The sequence below is a fragment of the Candidatus Pelagibacter bacterium nBUS_29 genome (assembly GCF_051200905.1).
GTDB lineage: Bacteria > Pseudomonadota > Alphaproteobacteria > Pelagibacterales > Pelagibacteraceae > Pelagibacter.
This window is the reverse complement of sequence record NZ_CP172843.1, coordinates 604,008-620,383: the sequence shown is the minus strand read 5'-3', so window position 1 is coordinate 620,383 and position 16,376 is coordinate 604,008. Positions and strand designations below refer to the sequence as shown.

At 26.8% G+C, this 16,376-nt stretch carries 19 protein-coding genes, 3 tRNA genes and 1 pseudogene; 17 read left to right on the top strand and 6 right to left on the bottom strand.

Annotated elements, in window-relative coordinates; translation table 11 throughout:
- Positions 1–2 precede the first annotated feature (2 nt).
- Both tgt and ACIJYA_RS03380 read left to right on the top strand, forming a co-directional pair.
- The gene (gene tgt / locus ACIJYA_RS03385) at positions 3–1,115 is read left to right on the top strand and encodes a tRNA guanosine(34) transglycosylase Tgt (protein WP_435089144.1); all 1,113 of its coding nucleotides are present in this window, start codon (positions 3–5) and stop codon (positions 1,113–1,115) included.
- A gap of 84 nt (positions 1,116–1,199) precedes the next feature.
- Positions 1,200–1,275: transfer RNA gene (locus tag ACIJYA_RS03380), tRNA-Lys, on the top strand.
- Positions 1,276–1,285: 10 nt separating this feature from the next.
- Here the strand turns inward: ACIJYA_RS03380 and ACIJYA_RS03375 are convergent.
- The gene (locus ACIJYA_RS03375) at positions 1,286–2,113 is read right to left on the bottom strand and encodes a M48 family metallopeptidase (RefSeq protein ID WP_435089142.1); all 828 of its coding nucleotides are present in this window, start codon (positions 2,111–2,113) and stop codon (positions 1,286–1,288) included.
- A 112-nt stretch (positions 2,114–2,225) separates the two neighbouring features.
- Here ACIJYA_RS03375 and ACIJYA_RS03370 point away from each other — a divergent pair, with 112 nt between their 5' ends.
- A complete protein-coding gene (locus ACIJYA_RS03370) occupies positions 2,226–2,843 on the top strand; it encodes a DUF502 domain-containing protein (protein ID WP_435089139.1) in 618 nt (205 codons plus the stop codon).
- Here the strand turns inward: ACIJYA_RS03370 and recG are convergent.
- The gene (recG, locus tag ACIJYA_RS03365; protein ID WP_435089138.1) at positions 2,840–4,891 is read right to left on the bottom strand and encodes an ATP-dependent DNA helicase RecG; all 2,052 of its coding nucleotides are present in this window, start codon (positions 4,889–4,891) and stop codon (positions 2,840–2,842) included. The genes ACIJYA_RS03370 and recG overlap by 4 nt on opposite strands.
- Positions 4,892–4,913: 22 nt before the next feature.
- Here recG and ACIJYA_RS03360 point away from each other — a divergent pair, with 22 nt between their 5' ends.
- The gene (locus ACIJYA_RS03360) at positions 4,914–5,177 is read left to right on the top strand and encodes a succinate dehydrogenase assembly factor 2 (protein WP_435089137.1); all 264 of its coding nucleotides are present in this window, start codon (positions 4,914–4,916) and stop codon (positions 5,175–5,177) included.
- Between the two features lie 6 nt (positions 5,178–5,183).
- Here ACIJYA_RS03360 and ACIJYA_RS03355 read toward each other — a convergent pair.
- Positions 5,184–5,273: transfer RNA gene (locus ACIJYA_RS03355), tRNA-Ser, on the bottom strand.
- An 86-nt stretch (positions 5,274–5,359) separates the two neighbouring features.
- Here ACIJYA_RS03355 and rarD point away from each other — a divergent pair.
- From rarD to ACIJYA_RS03300, 11 genes and pseudogenes are all read left to right on the top strand, one after another.
- The gene (gene rarD / locus ACIJYA_RS03350) at positions 5,360–6,238 is read left to right on the top strand and encodes an EamA family transporter RarD (protein WP_435089136.1); all 879 of its coding nucleotides are present in this window, start codon (positions 5,360–5,362) and stop codon (positions 6,236–6,238) included.
- Positions 6,225–7,226 carry a lytic murein transglycosylase gene (locus ACIJYA_RS03345; protein WP_435089135.1) on the top strand — a complete coding sequence of 334 codons (1,002 nt, stop codon included), beginning with the start codon at positions 6,225–6,227 and terminating at the stop codon, positions 7,224–7,226. The genes rarD and ACIJYA_RS03345 overlap by 14 nt, the downstream gene beginning before the upstream one ends.
- A complete protein-coding gene (locus ACIJYA_RS03340; RefSeq protein ID WP_435089134.1) occupies positions 7,216–7,977 on the top strand; it encodes an SPOR domain-containing protein in 762 nt (253 codons plus the stop codon). The genes ACIJYA_RS03345 and ACIJYA_RS03340 overlap by 11 nt, the downstream gene beginning before the upstream one ends.
- Positions 7,970–9,121, top strand: a complete 1,152-nt coding sequence (locus tag ACIJYA_RS03335) for a D-alanyl-D-alanine carboxypeptidase family protein (protein ID WP_435089132.1) — start codon at positions 7,970–7,972, stop codon at positions 9,119–9,121. Before ACIJYA_RS03340 ends, ACIJYA_RS03335 begins: the two co-directional genes overlap by 8 nt.
- Entirely contained in the window at positions 9,114–9,656 is a 543-nt protein-coding gene (gene tmk, locus ACIJYA_RS03330) for a dTMP kinase (RefSeq protein WP_435089131.1), read from the top strand. The genes ACIJYA_RS03335 and tmk overlap by 8 nt, the downstream gene beginning before the upstream one ends.
- A gap of 67 nt (positions 9,657–9,723) precedes the next feature.
- On the top strand, positions 9,724–10,653 hold the full coding sequence (locus ACIJYA_RS03325) for an AAA family ATPase (RefSeq protein WP_435089129.1): 930 nt from the start codon (positions 9,724–9,726) through the stop codon (positions 10,651–10,653).
- On the top strand, positions 10,646–12,187 hold the full coding sequence (gene metG, locus ACIJYA_RS03320) for a methionine--tRNA ligase (RefSeq protein WP_435089128.1): 1,542 nt from the start codon (positions 10,646–10,648) through the stop codon (positions 12,185–12,187). The genes ACIJYA_RS03325 and metG overlap by 8 nt, the downstream gene beginning before the upstream one ends.
- Positions 12,180–12,941, top strand: a complete 762-nt coding sequence (locus tag ACIJYA_RS03315) for a TatD family hydrolase (RefSeq protein ID WP_435089127.1) — start codon at positions 12,180–12,182, stop codon at positions 12,939–12,941. The genes metG and ACIJYA_RS03315 overlap by 8 nt, the downstream gene beginning before the upstream one ends.
- A 5-nt stretch (positions 12,942–12,946) precedes the next feature.
- Positions 12,947–13,387 carry an MBL fold metallo-hydrolase gene (locus ACIJYA_RS03310; protein ID WP_435089126.1) on the top strand — a complete coding sequence of 147 codons (441 nt, stop codon included), beginning with the start codon at positions 12,947–12,949 and terminating at the stop codon, positions 13,385–13,387.
- Positions 13,381–13,563 (top strand): annotated as a pseudogene (locus ACIJYA_RS03305) (MBL fold metallo-hydrolase); the annotation flags it as partial. The gene ACIJYA_RS03310 and the pseudogene ACIJYA_RS03305, both read left to right, overlap by 7 nt.
- Before the next feature lie 21 nt (positions 13,564–13,584).
- Complete coding sequence (locus tag ACIJYA_RS03300; RefSeq protein ID WP_435089124.1) at positions 13,585–13,716, top strand: hypothetical protein; 132 nt, start codon at positions 13,585–13,587, stop codon at positions 13,714–13,716.
- Here the strand turns inward: ACIJYA_RS03300 and ACIJYA_RS03295 are convergent.
- The 3 genes from ACIJYA_RS03295 to ACIJYA_RS03285 are packed head-to-tail and all read right to left on the bottom strand — an operon-like array spanning position 13,711 to position 15,916.
- The gene (locus tag ACIJYA_RS03295; RefSeq protein ID WP_435089123.1) at positions 13,711–14,262 is read right to left on the bottom strand and encodes a glutathione peroxidase; all 552 of its coding nucleotides are present in this window, start codon (positions 14,260–14,262) and stop codon (positions 13,711–13,713) included. The two genes, ACIJYA_RS03300 and ACIJYA_RS03295, sit on opposite strands and share 6 nt — an antisense overlap.
- Positions 14,255–15,436 carry a Na+/H+ antiporter NhaA gene (gene nhaA / locus ACIJYA_RS03290; protein WP_435089122.1) on the bottom strand — a complete coding sequence of 394 codons (1,182 nt, stop codon included), beginning with the start codon at positions 15,434–15,436 and terminating at the stop codon, positions 14,255–14,257. The genes ACIJYA_RS03295 and nhaA overlap by 8 nt, the downstream gene beginning before the upstream one ends.
- Positions 15,437–15,442: 6 nt before the next feature.
- On the bottom strand, positions 15,443–15,916 hold the full coding sequence (locus tag ACIJYA_RS03285) for a zinc-ribbon domain-containing protein (RefSeq protein ID WP_435089120.1): 474 nt from the start codon (positions 15,914–15,916) through the stop codon (positions 15,443–15,445).
- A gap of 93 nt (positions 15,917–16,009) precedes the next feature.
- Between ACIJYA_RS03285 and ACIJYA_RS03280 the strand changes: the two genes are divergently transcribed.
- Positions 16,010–16,086, top strand: a tRNA-Pro gene (locus tag ACIJYA_RS03280).
- Positions 16,087–16,092: 6 nt separating this feature from the next.
- Positions 16,093–16,374 (top strand): ETC complex I subunit, encoded by a 282-nt coding sequence (locus ACIJYA_RS03275; RefSeq protein WP_435089118.1) that lies wholly within the window; start codon positions 16,093–16,095, stop codon positions 16,372–16,374.
- Positions 16,375–16,376 lie beyond the last annotated feature (2 nt).

Here is a 16,376-nt window from a genome sequence, read left to right as displayed (position 1 = left end):
AAATGGCATTAAAATCTTTTGCCTTTAATGTTTTAAAAAAAGATAAATTTGCTAGATGTGGTTTAATTGAAACCCACAGAGGAAATATCAATACACCCGCTTTTATGCCTGTTGGCACTCAAGCTACGGTTAAAGCTTGTACCATCGATGACATAAAGAAAACTGGATCAGAAATTATATTATCAAACACATATCATTTAATGATTAGACCAGGTGTCGAAAGAGTCCAATCAGCAGGAGGTCTTCATAATTTTATGAACTGTGATTTGCCAATTCTTACCGACTCTGGTGGGTTTCAAGTAATGTCTCTTTCTAAGTTAAATAAAATTGACAGAGAAAAAGGAGCAATTTTCAATTCACATGTTGATGGTAAAAAGTTTTTTTTAAGCCCTGAAGAAAGCATAAGAATTCAATTAGGCCTTAATTCCGATATAATTATGATAATGGATGAATGCCCCCGAAAATCTGATGATTATGAGCTGATAAAAAGATCAATGGATTTGTCTCTTTACTGGGCAGATAGATCGAAAAAAGCTTTTGGTCAAAATCCACACAAAGCTCTTTTTGGCATTGTCCAAGGTGGCTTATTTAAAGATTTAAGAATTAAATCACTAAAGGAATTAATTAAAATTGGATTTGATGGTTATGCAATGGGTGGTTTAGCAGTAGGAGAGTCTCAAAAAGAAATGTTTGATGTACTAGATGATGTTAAAGAACATTTACCTGATGATAAACCTCATTACCTCATGGGTGTAGGGACACCTTCTGATATAATTGGAGCAGTTAAAAGAGGTATAGATATGTTTGATTGTGTTTTACCAACAAGATCGGGAAGAACTGGTTTAGCATTTACTTGGAATGGAAGAATAAACATTAAAAATAACAAATATCAAACAGACAATACTCCTTTAGATGCTAATTGTAACAATTTAAGTCTCAATAAATATTCAAAAAATTATTTAAACCATTTGTTCAATACTAATGAAATTTTAGCATCAATGTTACTAACTCTACATAATATTAATTTTTATCAAGAATTAATGTCAGCTATAAGAAAAAATATCTCAGAAGGTACTTTTGATCAATTTCATGATAAATACATAGATAAGTTGTAAAAGATATCTATTTTTTTGTTCAATTTGACGTTTGAAAAATTAGAATAATTCTGTATACAACAACTATTCAATTTGAATATTTGGGGGCCCTTAGCTCAGTTGGTAGAGCAATTCCCTTTTAAGGAATGGGTCGATGGTTCGAGTCCATCAGGGCTCACCACTATTTAAATTTAGCTTAGTTTGATTGGTGGATAATCTAATATTACCTCGTTCATCTTTTCATTTAAATCACGAATTCTATTATCAGATGATGGATGAGTGCTCATAAACTCAGGAGGTTCTTTACCTTTGTTTAATTCTTTCATTCGTTCCCAAATTTTAACAGTTTCTCTAATATCGTATCCTGATAGTGAGGAAAATATCATTCCAAGATAATCTGCTTCACTTTCTTGTTTTCTATTAAAAGGATTTAAAATTCCAAGTTGTGCTAATAAACCAACTGTATTTTGACCCGTTGTTCTATTAATGTCAGATAATACACCGCCACTTGCTATATCAATAATTCTAGTACCTACATTTAACAAAGTACCTCTACTAGCTCTTTCAACAGAATGTTTTGCAACAGCATGGGCAATTTCATGACCCATCACAGCCGCTAAACCATTAGTATTTTTTGTTGCATCTAGAATACCTGTATAAACAGCTATCTTGCCTCCTGGCATGCACCATGCATTACGTACTTTCTTTTTATCTATTAATATATATTCCCAATCAAAGTTTCTAGTTGGGTCATCTAAATTTTCTCTATCAAAGTATTCAGAAATTGAGTCTTCCATTTTTTTTCCAATTTCTTTAATTTCATTTAATGTTTTTTTGTCATCGCTCATTTTTTCTTTTTCTTTGACTTTTTCATATATTTGAGCTGCTTGAGCATTTAGTCTTGCTTCAGAAACAATTTTTAATTGTTTTCTTTCAGTAATCGGAGCAGTTGTACAAGAGGGCATGATAAAGCCACAGCAACCACAGCCAACATAAGACAAAAATTTTCTTCTATTCATTTTCATATATAGTTGTTATTATCATTTTATTATGAATCTTAATAATAAAATTTTATTAGTATTATTTATTGTTGCGATAGCTTTTGTAATTTATTCAAGTTTTAATTAAAATATGAATAAAAAATCTAAAAGAAAATCTTTATCTTTAACACTCAGGAACTACTTTATTACAGGCGTAGTTGTATTAATTCCTATCGGATTTACTATATATCTTAGTAAATTCTTAATAGGTATATCCTCAAAATTAATTCCTAAAAATCTTAACCCTAATCACTATTTGCCTTTTGACATCCCTGGTGTCGAAATTTTGATTTCTATACTATTAATAACTATCGTAGGAGGACTATCTTTGTCATTCTTGGGTAGAAAAATTCTTGGATTAATTGATGATCTATTTAAAAGAATTCCTTTTCTAAGAACTGTTTATTCAGCAATTGTTCAAATGACTGAAACTTTTTCTAAAAAAGATGATGACAAAAAAAGTGTTGTTTTGGTCGAATACCCAAGAAAAGATGTTTGGGCAGTTGGTTTTGCAACTAAAGAGAATAAAGGTGAAATGTCAGATAAAACTAACAAAAAACTCATTAATGTTTTTGTTCCAACCACACCAAACCCAACAAGTGGTTTTTTATTAATGTTTCCTGCTGATGATGTGATTTTTTTAGATATGAATTTCGAAGAGGCTTCTAAATTTATTGTTTCTGCAGGTACTTCAAAAAAAGAACCTTAAGCAATATCATTTATAATATCTGCTCTATCATATAATTTAATAAGTGGTTTAAACCTACCTATATCTTCATTATTATTTTCTATTCTTTTAATCTCTTTTTCTGCCATTAGAAAAAGATCATTATTGTGTATTGGATCAGCTAATTTAAAATTTTTAATACCACTTTGCTTAAATCCTAATATATCACCAAATCCTCTAATTTTCATATCTTCTTCGGATATATAAAAACCATCATTAGACTCCTTTAGAATGTTAATTCTCTTTTTTGCATTATTACTTAAATTTGATTTGAACATTAATATGCAGGTAGAATTTTTATTGCCTCTACCAACTCGACCTCTTAATTGATGTAATTGTGACAATCCAAATTTGTTTGCATTTTCTATTATAATTACGTTTGCATTAGGAAAATCTATACCAACCTCAATAATTGTTGTGGATACTAATATTTTAAATTTTTTTTTCAAAAAATTATCCAATATAATCTCCTTATCCTCTATATCGGTCTTACCATGAAGTAGAGATACTTGATTTGGAAAAAGTTTATTTAAATACTCAAACTTTTTAATAGCTGAAGAGTGGTCTATTTTTTTTGACTCTTCTATTAAAGGACATACCCAAAAGATTTGATTGCCTAGTTGTATTTCTTTTTTTATAAACTTAATAACATCATCAATTTTACTTTCTAATTTACTATAAGTTTTAATAGGTTTTCTTGATTTAGGTTTTTCTCTTATAATAGAAAGATCCATATCTCCATACATGGTCATTGTTAAAGTTCTTGGTATTGGTGTGGCGGTCATTAATAATACATCACAATTTTTGCCACCTTTATCAGACAAACGTTTTCTTTGGTTAACGCCAAATTTATGCTGCTCATCTATAATGATTAATCCTAAATTTTTGAAATTTACTTTTTTTTGAAAAATTGCATGAGTACCAAAAATGATATCGATATTGTTATTGTCTAATTTATTTAATATTATTTTTTTAGTTTTATAATCAGATTTACCTGAAATTAATTCTATATTAATTTCTTTTGAAAATAATTTTTTTGCAAAATTATAATGTTGGCGTGCTAAAATTTCTGTAGGGGCCATCAACGCAACTTGAAAGCCAGAATTTACAGTATTGTAAGCAGCGATTAATGAAACAATTGTTTTACCACTCCCCACATCGCCCTGCAAAAGTCTAAACATTTTATTAGATGAGGAAAGATCTTGATTAATTTCTTTTAAGGTTTTTTTTTGATCATTGGTAAGGGAAAATTCTAATTTGTTTAATATGTTTGTTTGTTTTTTTCTATCTAAGCTTTTATTCTTTTTTTTAATTTTCTTTATTTTTTTTCTAATTTCTGAATTCACTAGAAAAGTAGAAAAAATTTCATCAAAAGCTAATCTCTGATAAAAGTTATCTTGATATTTTCCAATATTTTCTGATTTATGCAATTCTATGATTGCTTCATTCCAATTAATGTTATCAAATTTATCTAATATATTTTTTGAATGCCATTCTTTTAATATAGGTAAATTGCTAATTATTTGATTAATAATTTTATTATATATTTTCTCCGAGATACCTTCTGTCAATGAGTAAGTATTATGTTTCTGTTTTATTAAAGAAGAGTTTTCAGAAACATATTTAGGATTAGTAAGTTGATATTTATTTCTGTAAAAACCAATTTTTCCACTTACAGTAATTTCTTTTCCAAGTGGAAGAATTTTTCTTACATAGCCCTCATAGCTATTAAAAAAGATGCAATCAATTTCACCAGTTTCATCAAAACATGAGACTCTGTTGGGTAAATTTCTAACACGTGGAAACAGATATTTTTTAGGAATTATAGTTATTGTTTGATTTTCTCCAATCCTTAAATCTTTTATTTTTGTTGATAAGCTTCTATCAGTATATGATTTTGGCAACTTCCATAATAAATCAAAAATATTGTTAATTTTTTTTTTCTTTAATAAATTAGTTGTTTTAATACCAACACCATTAAGCTCAGTTAAATCTGATAATAAGTACTCATAATTACTTTTATTAGTCATAAACTAATAATATATTATATTAATGACGCTCAATATAGATCAATTAAAAAAAAAAATTATTTACCGCTCAAATTATCGTGGCACAAAAGAAATGGATAAACTCTTAGGCGCCTTTACAAAAAAATATATTGATGAATTGAATAATGAAGATCTTGCTGATTTAGAAAAGTTATTAGATATAGATGATGCTAATCTTTATAACTTCTTCAATGGTCTGGCGACAGATTTTAAATTTAAAGATAACAAAATTAACCTTTTGTACAAAAATTTTAAATACAATGATTAAAAATAGTGGCGGAGAGACTGAGATTCGAACTCAGGAAAGAGTTGCCCCTTTGCCGGTTTTCAAGACCGGTGCATTCAACCACTCTGCCATCTCTCCGTGAGCATTGTTTTATTATTAAAATTATTTAATTCAACTATAAAATAGTCTAAAGAAGCTATTAATAACAAATCAGTTTAATTTCTATGAATAAAGAATTTAATAAAGGACTGTTCTTAGCTGGATCTGGTTCTTTTTGGTGGGGTTTTTTTGGTGTTCTTTATTTTAAATATATCACGTTTATTGGTCACATAGAATTGGTTGTTCACAGATGCTTATGGACGACATTTACTTTAATAATTACAACTTTCTTTTTTTCAAAATGGCATATCTTTTTTAAAATTATTAAAAATAAAAAAAATTTGATTTATCTTTTCTTGTCGGGTTTTCTTATTTTTGTTAATTGGGCTGTTTGGATCTACGCTATAGCAACCAATAGAATAATTGATGCAAGCTTTGGGTATTTTATGATGCCAATCTTAAGTGTTATGCTTGGTTACATTTTTTTTAATGAAAAACTAAACAAACGAAGAATTTTATCAATTATATTGGTAATTATTTCAATTTTATATTTAGTATTAATTAGTTTTAAGTCTCTTCCTTGGGTTGGCATCATAGTTGCATTAAGCTGGGGATTTTACAATTTAGTTAGAAAAAAAATTAATATTGATACAGACATAGGTCTTTTGATTGAAAGTTTTTATATTTTACCATTTGCTCTAATTGCTTTTTATTTGATAACTTTATATGGGCATAATGATTTTCAGTTATCAAATCCACCAATGATGTTGGTTATATTTTTGGCTGGGCCTATGACTGTAATACCATTATTTTTATATGTTAGAGGTGTAGAACTGTGTGGCTTAGGTCCAACTGGAATGATTTTTTATATAACACCAACATTACAATTTTTACTTGGTTATTTTTATTATGACGAGCCATTTTCATTGGCAAAATTAGTTAGTTTTATTTTTATATGGATTGCTGTAGTCATATATTTGAAAGATTTATATGAAACTAGTTAAGTATATATTTATTTGTATAATTTTTATTTGCTCATCGTCATTTGCAGAAAATCCATTAGGTTTTCTAACATGGAAGAAAAATTTTAAAAAAACTGCTTTGCAAAATAATATCTCAGAAAAAACTTTTGACACAGCTATGGCTAATGTAAAATTTTTACCAAATGTTATTAAATATGACAGATATCAACCAGAATTTTATGAAGATACCAAAACTTATATATCAAAAAGAACCTCGTCTAAAAAGGTCTCTAAAGGTGTAAAATTTTATAATAAAAACTTTAATTTGATTAATGTAATTGAGGATCAATATGGAATAGAAAAAGAACTTCTTTTAGCCTTAATGGGTATAGAAACTAATTTCGGAACTTATGTTGGTAAAATGGATATCTTATCTTCATTGGCTACATTAAGTTTTGATGAACGCAGGTCAGAGTTTTTTACAAATGAATTATTAATATTGTTAAGACTAATAGAAAATAATCAAATTGATTATAAAACATTATATGGTTCTTGGGCTGGAGCATTTGGTTATTTTCAATTCATGCCTTCAACAATGAAGAATTACGCAATAGATTTTGATAAAAACAATTATATCGACCTAAAAAATAACAAAGACGCCTATGCATCAGCAGCAAACTATTTAAATAAAATAGGGTGGAATGACGATCAACCATGTTTTTATAAAATAGATTTATCTACAACTGTACCAAAAAAATATTTAAATGTTTCTGCAAAAAAACTTCATAACAAGAAAAAATTAAAATATTTTAGAAAATATATTGTTAACAAAGATGTTTTGGACAAAAAATTTGACAACCTAGCAACATCAATAATAACACCTGATAAAGATATTATACCAGATGCTGAAAATTTAAGCCCAGCTTATTTAGTTTTTGATAATTATGAAATTATTTTAAAATGGAATAGATCATTAAGATTTTCATTAGCTGTATGCACACTTAAAGAGAAATTTGAAAATGAATTATAGAGTTTTATCTATACTATTTTTTATATTGTTAGCCGGGTGTGAACAAAATAATCCTAACAGAAATATTTTAAATCAAGAAATATTAACAAAGTATAAAAACTCTGGTTTTGCTTTAGTTTATGACGCTGTTTTAAAAGAAGAAAAAAAAATTACAAAAAAAATAGATAATAGATCTTTTTTAATTTTTCATAAAAATTTAAAAAAAAATTCTTTTGTTAAGATAACAAATCCCTCTAACAAAAAAACAGTAATTGCAGAAGTTATTTCAAATGAAGCAAAATTTTCTGATTTCTATAATAGTGTCATAACATTAAGAATAGCAGAGGAATTATCATTAGATTTAAATGAACCTTATATTGATCTTGTTCTAATTTCACAAAACTCTACATTTATTGCAAAAAAAGCTAAAACTTTTAAAGAAGAAAAAAATGTAGCTCAAAAAGCTCCTGTTGATGGTATTCAAATTGATAACCTAAGTAATTCTAGCTTACAAAAAGAAGATATTTCAAAAGACAAAATTTTTAAATACTCAATAAAGATTGCTGATTTTTATTATCAAGACTCTGCTAAGAATATGTCAGATAGAATTACTAATGAAACAAATATTAAGAACCCAGTTATTAAAACAATATCAAATACTAAATATAGGGTATTAATAGGACCATTTAATGATATAAAAAAACTTAAAGACTCATTTAATAAAATTAAGTCGTTAAATTTTGAAAATATAGAAATTTTAAAAGATGTTTAAAAAATTATTTTTAATACTATTTGTTAGTTTTTATTATGCTGAATTAGCCACTGCTAATTTTGATGTAAAAGCTAGGACTGCAATATTACAAGATTATTATTCAGGTGAAATTCTATACGAAAAAGAACCTGATATTTCAATCTATCCTGCATCAATGACTAAAATTATGACATCAATAATTGCATTTGATTTAATTAAATCAGGTGATTTAAGATTAGATGAAAAGTTTATAATTTCTGAAAAAGCATGGCGTCTATCTACCTCGGGATATTCATCTATGTTTATTATGGTGGGAGACGAGGTGTCGGTAGAGAATTTATTAAAAGGAATAATAATTGCTTCTGGAAATGATGCCTGTGTAGCATTAGCAGAAGGTATTGCGGGTACTGAAGAAGAGTTTGCAATTTTAATGACCGCAAAAGCCAAGGAAATAGGGATGGAAAATACTAATTTTGCTAATTCCTCAGGTATAAATAACCCAGACAATTATTCAACTGTCAGAGATATTTTAAAAATGTCTAAATATTTAATTGATAAACATCCTAAATACTATCAGATTTTTTCTGAAAAAAAATTTACTTGGAATAGAACAGGAGGTGACCCAATAACACAAGGTAATAGAAATCCTCTTTTATATAAAAACTTAGGTGCAGATGGAATTAAGACTGGATATTTAGCAGTTGAAAAATACTCTTTAGCATCATCAATTATTAGAAATGGTAGAAGATTAATTGCCGTTGGTAGTGGATTTAATTCAAAAAATAATAGATCAAGAGAAAGTTCAAAATTACTTACTTTCGGTCTTACTAATTTTGATCTTGTCAAGATTTCTAAAGCTAATGAATCATTTGAAAAAGTAGATGTATGGCTTGGAAAAGATAATAGTGTTGATGTCTATACCAAACAAGACATCTACAAAACTATTAAAAAAGCTAAAAAAAAACTTTTAAAAGTTTCTATCAAATATGAAGGGCCTGTAAATGCCCCTATTAAAAAAGATGAAAAAGTTGCTGTTTTAAAGGTTGTTTATGATGGTGAGTTAGTTGGTGAATACGATTTACTGGCTTCAAAAGAAGTTAAACAAGTAAATTTTGTATCTAGATTATTAAAATCACTTAATTATCTCATTTGGGGCGATGTCTAAAAAACCAATCATAGTTTTTGAAGGAATAGAGGGAAGTGGAAAAAGTCACCATATTTCTGTCGTTTCCAGGTATCTTAACAAAAAAAAAATTAGTCATATAAAAATAAGAGAGCCTGGTGGCAATCCAAATTCAGAAAGGATTAGAAAATTAATTTTAAATAATAAATCAAATTTTAATAAAAATACTGACTTGTTACTATATATGGCTGCAAGAAGTGAAAATGTAGATATTATAAAAAAATCATTTAATAAAAAAATAATACTTATTGATAGATTTATAGACTCAACAATAGCCTATCAACACTATGGAATGGGTGTTGATATTAATTTAATTAAAACTTTAAACAATCATTTACTGAAAAATATTAACGTTAGTTTTACATTTTTAAATACAGTTAATCAAAAGAATTTAAAGGAAAGATTAAAAGTGAGAAAATCACTAAACAGATATGATAAATTTGATATATCATTTTATAAAAAGGTTCAAAATGGATTTTTGAAATTATCGAAAATTAAAAAAAAAAATACCAACTAATTAATTCAAATTTAGACATAGAGTATAATCAAGCATTAATTTTGAATCAAATTGATAAATTAGTTAAATGAACTTGAGCCCATCAAATCAATTAAACCTATTTGGTCATCATGCCGAATTTATAAATTTTAAAAAACTATATATTAATAAAAAACTTCCCAATAAAATATTATTATCTGGCGAAAAAGGAATAGGAAAATCTACTCTAGCATACCACATTATTAATTATATTTTGTCATATGATGAAGATTTTGCATATGATGTTAAAAATTTTAAAATTAACCCAGATAATAAATCATTTAAATTGATTTCAAATAAATCTAATCCAAACTTTATTTCAATTGATATCAATGAAGATAAAAAAAGTATTGATATAAACCAAATTAGACATTTAATTTTAACTCTAAACAAATCTTCTTTTAATATAAAACCTAGGCTTGTACTTATAGATAATATTGAGCTTTTAAATATTAATTCTGTGAATGCTTTATTGAAAGTATTAGAAGAACCAAATGATAATATCTATTTTATATTGATCAATAATAACAAAAAAATTCTACCCACTCTAAAATCTAGATGTCTTAATTATAAAATTCATCTTACATCTAATCAATCATTTGATATCACTAACAAAATTTTAGAGGCAGATTATAGGAATTCAATTAATGATGAAATGATAAATGATTACAGTACACCAGGAACAATATTAAATTTAATAAATTTTGCCAATCAAAATGATATTGATTTAAAAGATATTAATTTAAAAGACTTTATAAAAAAAGTTATAATGGAAAAAAAATATAAAAAAGATCAATTTATTAAACATTTATTATACTTTTTAATAGAGATCTATTTTAGAAAGAATATATCAATTAAAAATATTAAATTACTAAACAAACAAAAATATTTTTTAAATAAAATTAATGATACCAAAATTTTTAATTTAGATGATGAAAGTTTATTAATGGAATTTGAAGATAGAGTTTTAAATGGATAAAAAGTTTTATATCACTACACCAATTTATTATCCTTCAGCCAAACCTCATATGGGTCACGCTTATTCAAGTATAATAGCTGATTTTTTTGCTAGATTTAAGAGAATGGATGGTTTTGATGTTCAATTTTTAACTGGGACTGACGAGCATGGATTAAAAATACAACGTTCAGCAGAAAAACAAAATATTGACCCTTTGGAATTTTGCAATCAAATTAGTCAAACATTTAGGGATCTTTCGCATACACTAAATTTAACAAATACAGATTTTATAAGAACTACTGAAGATAGACATAAAAAAACAGTGCAACATTTGTGGAATGAACTTGAAAAAAATGATGATATTTATTTATCAAAATACTCTGGTTGGTATTCTGTATCAGATGAAGCTTTTTACAATGAAGATGAAATAGAAGAAATAGATGGTATTAAAAGATCTATTTCTTCAAAATCACCTGTTGAATGGATTGAGGAAGAGTTGTATTTTTTTAGGTTATCAAAATGGGAAAAACCACTTCTTAAATATTATGAATCTCACCCAAACTTTATTGCACCAGAGTCCAGAAAAAATGAAGTTGTAAGTTTTGTTAAAAGCGGATTAAAAGATTTATCAGTTAGTAGAAAAAGTTTTTCATGGGGAATAAAAGTACCTAATAATAAGGATCATGTTATTTACGTATGGCTCGATGCACTAACAAATTATATTAGTGCATTAAATTATCCTGATACCAATCATGTATTGTTTAAAAATTTTTGGCCAGCATCAATACATTTAATTGGCAAAGATATTTTAAGGTTTCATGCAGTATATTGGCCAGCTTTTCTTTTGGCAGCTAAAATAGAATTACCTTTAAGAGTTTATGGTCACGGCTGGATACTCTCTGGTGATGAAAAAATGTCTAAATCAAAAGGTAATATTTTAGATCCAATTGAAATAATTAACGAATATGGCCTAGACCCATTAAGATATTATTTAATTAAAGAAGTGTCTTTTGGAAATGATGGTAATATATCACAAGAAAGACTTGAAGATTGTATTAACAGTGATCTTGCTAACAATTTCGGAAATTTATGTCAACGTGTTACAGCATTTGCTATCAAGAATTGTAATAGCGAAGTCCCAAAGAATATTAAATTTGTGGAAGAAGATTTGGTAATTTTAAATAGATATAAAGATAATTTATCAATAATTAGAGAGAAAATTGATAATCAAGATATTAATTTTTACATAAATTTCATTATAAGCTCTTTATTTGAAGCTAATAAATATTTTAATGATCAAGAACCATGGAAAAAAAAAGAAGATCCAATTAGATTAAATACAATAGTTTATTCAACCTTAGAAATTGTAAGAAAAATTAGCTTTTTACTTTATCCAATAATTCCTCAATCAGCAGTCAAAGCTCTAAAAATTTTTGAACTTAATGAAGATGATATTAATTTAACGTCTATTGAAAATAATAAATTCTTATCAAATGGAAGTAAAATAAATAAAATAGATATTCTTTTTAAAAAGATAGATAAAAACAATGATTGATTCACACTGTCATTTAGATCATGAGCCTTTATTAAGCGATTTAAGCAACGTTATTAAGCGTTCAAAAGAGGTGGGTATAAAGAAATTATTAACAATTTCAACTTCATATAAAAGCTTTGATCGAATTAAGAAGATTATAGAAGAAGATGAAATGATTTATGGCACAATTGGTATTCATCCACATGAAACAACTGACAATAAAATTACCTCAGATTTTATTGTAAAAAATCTTAATGATAATACAAAAATAATTGGAATCGGAGAAACAGGTTTAGATTTTTATTACAATAATAGTGATAGAGATAATCAAATAGTTAGTTTTAAAGAACATATTGAAGCTTCTTTAAAAACAAATACTCCATTAATTATTCATTCTAGAGATGCTGAGGATGAAACTTTTAATATCCTGAACAATTATAAAGATCAAAACCTAAAGATATTAATGCATTGTTTTACTGGTAGCAAAGATTTTGCAAAAAAACTTTTGACCCTTAATGCCTTTTTTTCTGCCAGTGGTATTATAACTTTTAAAAATTCTCTAGATTTACAAGAAACATTTAAATTTTTACCTTTGGATAAAATTTTGATAGAAACAGATAGTCCTTTTTTAGCTCCTGTCCCTAATAGAGGTAAAAAGAATGAACCATCTTTTATTTATTATATTGCTCAAAAATTAGCAGATATAAAAGATATTTCTAAATCCAATTTGATAAGCTCTACCACTAGTAATTTTAATAAACTTTTTTTTAATTAAATATTATGAAGTTTGTAATTCTTGGATGTGGAAGTTCGATGGGTGTACCTCGTCCAGATGGCTATTTTGGCAATTGTGATCCTAAGAATAAAAAAAACTATAGAACAAGATGTTCTGCTTTAATAAAAACAGATCAAGAAAATATTTTAATTGATACCTCTCCTGACTTACGTAATCAAATGTTAAGTCAAAAAATAAAAAAAATTGATAAAGTTTTTTACTCTCACATGCATGCAGATCAAACCCACGGTATAAATGATTTAAGATCTTTCTTTATAAGAAAAAAAAAACCAATTAATGTTTTTGCTGACAACCCAACATCTAAATATCTTAAAAAAACTTTTTCTTATTGCTTTGACACATATAGTAGAGAATATCCGGCGACCCTTAAGTTAAATAATATTAATAAAGATTTATTTATTAAAAATAAAAAAAAAATATCTTAATTAAACCTATTAAAGTTCAACATGGTAAAGTTTACTCTATATGTTATGTCATAGATAAAAAATTAGCTTATATAAGTGATGTAAGTAGAATATTTGAAAAAGATTATAAATATTTCAAAAATCTTAAATACCTAATTATTGATTGTCTTTGGTACAGAAATCATCCTTCACATTTTAATTTTGAAAAATCTTTAGAAATGATAAATAGGTTTTCTCCAAAAAAAGCCATCTTAACTAATCTTCATAGTGATATTGACTACAAGGTAATTAAGGAAAAATTACCTAAAAACATTATTCCAGCTTATGATGGATTGTCAGTAAACTTATAAAATTTGATCTAACTTATTTATAATTTTTTTAGACGTTGGGCCTGTAAAAGAAGCAAAAGTGTCATCAATTTTACCTTCTTTATTAATCAAAATCTTATGAAAATTCCATTTAGGTACTGTTGATTTACCAAATGAGTCTTTTGCCCAAATGTATATTGGATGAGCATTATCTCCTTTAACATCGTACTTGCTGGTCATTGGAAATGTAATATTGAAATTAGTTTCACAAAAATTTTTAATCTCTGTTTCCGTTCCAGGTTCTTGACCACCAAATTGATTAGTGGGAACGCCAATTACGATTAGCCCCTTATCCTTATAATCATCATATAATTTTTGAAGATCGTCGTATTGTTTTGTAAACCCACATTTACTAGCAACATTAACTAACAATACAGTTTTTCCATTTAAAGTCGACAGATCTAGCTCATCACCATTTATAGAATTAATTTTAAAATCAAAAAAAGTTTTTGAATTATCTGACATAGTTTTAGTTAAAAAAGAAAACACTAGAATTATTATATAAACAATGATTTTTTTATTAAACATTTATTTTTTTTGCCGAAATTAATAACAATAAATATCCAAATATAGTAGACAACAAAGATCCTGTTAATACTCCTATTTTAACACCATCAATGTACTGAGTGTTATCTATAAACGCTAAATTACCAACAAATAAACTCATCGTAAATCCAATTCCTGTTAAAATTGAAACTCCATATAAACTTAACCAATTTGAATTATTTGGTGCCTCAGCAAACTTTAATTTAATCGATATATAGGAAAATAACAAAACACCAATTTGTTTACCAAAGAATAGCCCGCATAAAATACCAAGTGGTACTGGAGCTAATAAGCTGGATAAAGACAAACCTTCTAAGTTTACACCAGCATTCGCAAATGCAAAAAGAGGCATTATCATAAATGCAACATATGGTGAAATTGCATGTTCTATTTTTACAAGTAGTGAAAAATCCTTGTCTTTTATTCTGTGAGGAATTGTAGTAGCCAATAAAACGCCAGCAATCGTAGCATGTATTCCAGATTTATAAGTAAAAAACCACATAAAGAATCCAATAATCAGATATGGGATAAAGATTTTTACAGAAAATTTATTTAAAATTAAAAGTAAAATATAACTTAATAAAATAAGACTTAGATATGGAATGCTTAAATCTCCAGAATAGAAGAATGCGATAATTAAAATAGCACCAAGGTCATCAATTATCGCTAAAGCAGTTAGAAAAACTTTTAATGATATTGGAACCCTTGATCCTAATAATGATAAAATCCCCAATGAAAAAGCAATATCAGTTGCTGATGGTATTGCCCAACCATTCATAGTTTCTGAATTCCCCCAATTGATAAAAACATAAAAAAGAGCAGGTACCAGCATGCCACCAACTGCTGCAATAATAGGAAGTAGAGCTTGTTTAATATTTGATAACTCACCTTGGATAAATTCTCTTTTAATTTCCAAAGTGACAAAAAAGAAAAATATTGCCATCAAAGCATCATTAATCCAGTGATGAACACTAAGTTTTAATCCAAATTCGTTAATACCAATAAATAAATATGCTTCAAGACTATGAAAATATAGATAACTGAAACCACTGTTACTAATTATTAATGCCAATATAGCAGCAATTAATAAAATTAATCCACTTGCAGCCTCAAGTTTAAAGAACCATTTAAAAGGTTGAGATAAATAATTAATCATAAAATTTTAAGTGAGATCAATAATAAATAATTTAACATCTTTCAATGTTTCAAAAAGATTAAATAAAATAATTTCTAAGCCAGGAAAGAGGCTAATAAGTGGTGTTTTTAGTGTATCTACAACAATAATTAGCGCAATAAATGAAATGATAGAAACTAATAAGTATGAAAAAAAATTATTTGATTTTTGATTTTTAATATCATTTTTAAAATTTGAATCTTTTTTTGATGTTTTATTTTTATCTTGAATTTTAGTAGGAAGTTCAAAATTTTTTTTGTTTTCTGTCTGATCAAGCCTCAAATCTTCATTTTTAATAATAGTGGTTTCTTCTTTAACAATAATGGTTTCTTCTAAGGGTTTTTCAATTACAAAGTGCCAGCTATGATTGCAAGATCCACATTTTATTTGCCTCCCATCTAGAGGAATTAGCTTGTCATTTACATTAAATTTTTTATTACAATTTTTGCACTCAATAATCATAATTTTTATATATCAGATTCTATTAAAATTACCTTCAATTTGCTTATCTTTATCCTTTTAAATAATTAAAATGTACTGTAATAGTACACGGATCGGAGTGTAGCGCAGCCTGGTAGCGCATCTGGTTTGGGACCAGAGGGTCGCAGGTTCGAATCCTGCCACTCCGACCATCTATGATGAATAAAGCGATAATTTATATTCCAAACAAAAGTCCTATGCAGTCGGGAACTGCAAGGAATAATATATGGATTTTAGAGTTTATAACTAAAGACCCAACTAAAAACCCTTTAATGGGCTGGGAAAGCTCTTCAGATACATTGTCTGAAATTAAATTGGAATTTTCATCTAAAGAATTAGCTGTTAACTATGCAAAAAAAAGAAATATTGATTTTGATTTAATTGAACCCAAGAAAAGAAAAACTGTAAAAAAATCATACGCAGATAACTTTTTAAAATAATA

Excerpts from the sequence above, each read along its gene's own strand:
- tgt (WP_435089144.1), top strand. The coding sequence starts at position 3 with ATGGCATTAAAATCTTTTGCCTTTAATGTTTTAAAAAAAGATAAATTT.
- ACIJYA_RS03375 (WP_435089142.1), bottom strand. The coding sequence starts at position 2,113 with ATGAATAGAAGAAAATTTTTGTCTTATGTTGGCTGTGGTTGCTGTGGC.
- ACIJYA_RS03370 (WP_435089139.1), top strand. The coding sequence starts at position 2,226 with ATGAATAAAAAATCTAAAAGAAAATCTTTATCTTTAACACTCAGGAAC.
- recG (WP_435089138.1), bottom strand. The coding sequence starts at position 4,891 with ATGACTAATAAAAGTAATTATGAGTACTTATTATCAGATTTAACTGAG.
- ACIJYA_RS03360 (WP_435089137.1), top strand. The coding sequence starts at position 4,914 with ATGACGCTCAATATAGATCAATTAAAAAAAAAAATTATTTACCGCTCA.
- rarD (WP_435089136.1), top strand. The coding sequence starts at position 5,360 with ATGAATAAAGAATTTAATAAAGGACTGTTCTTAGCTGGATCTGGTTCT.
- ACIJYA_RS03345 (WP_435089135.1), top strand. The coding sequence starts at position 6,225 with ATGAAACTAGTTAAGTATATATTTATTTGTATAATTTTTATTTGCTCA.
- ACIJYA_RS03340 (WP_435089134.1), top strand. The coding sequence starts at position 7,216 with ATGAATTATAGAGTTTTATCTATACTATTTTTTATATTGTTAGCCGGG.
- ACIJYA_RS03335 (WP_435089132.1), top strand. The coding sequence starts at position 7,970 with ATGTTTAAAAAATTATTTTTAATACTATTTGTTAGTTTTTATTATGCT.
- tmk (WP_435089131.1), top strand. The coding sequence starts at position 9,114 with ATGTCTAAAAAACCAATCATAGTTTTTGAAGGAATAGAGGGAAGTGGA.
- ACIJYA_RS03325 (WP_435089129.1), top strand. The coding sequence starts at position 9,724 with ATGAACTTGAGCCCATCAAATCAATTAAACCTATTTGGTCATCATGCC.
- metG (WP_435089128.1), top strand. The coding sequence starts at position 10,646 with ATGGATAAAAAGTTTTATATCACTACACCAATTTATTATCCTTCAGCC.
- ACIJYA_RS03315 (WP_435089127.1), top strand. The coding sequence starts at position 12,180 with ATGATTGATTCACACTGTCATTTAGATCATGAGCCTTTATTAAGCGAT.
- ACIJYA_RS03310 (WP_435089126.1), top strand. The coding sequence starts at position 12,947 with ATGAAGTTTGTAATTCTTGGATGTGGAAGTTCGATGGGTGTACCTCGT.
- ACIJYA_RS03300 (WP_435089124.1), top strand. The coding sequence starts at position 13,585 with ATGATAAATAGGTTTTCTCCAAAAAAAGCCATCTTAACTAATCTTCAT.
- ACIJYA_RS03295 (WP_435089123.1), bottom strand. The coding sequence starts at position 14,262 with ATGTTTAATAAAAAAATCATTGTTTATATAATAATTCTAGTGTTTTCT.
- nhaA (WP_435089122.1), bottom strand. The coding sequence starts at position 15,436 with ATGATTAATTATTTATCTCAACCTTTTAAATGGTTCTTTAAACTTGAG.
- ACIJYA_RS03285 (WP_435089120.1), bottom strand. The coding sequence starts at position 15,916 with ATGATTATTGAGTGCAAAAATTGTAATAAAAAATTTAATGTAAATGAC.
- ACIJYA_RS03275 (WP_435089118.1), top strand. The coding sequence starts at position 16,093 with ATGAATAAAGCGATAATTTATATTCCAAACAAAAGTCCTATGCAGTCG.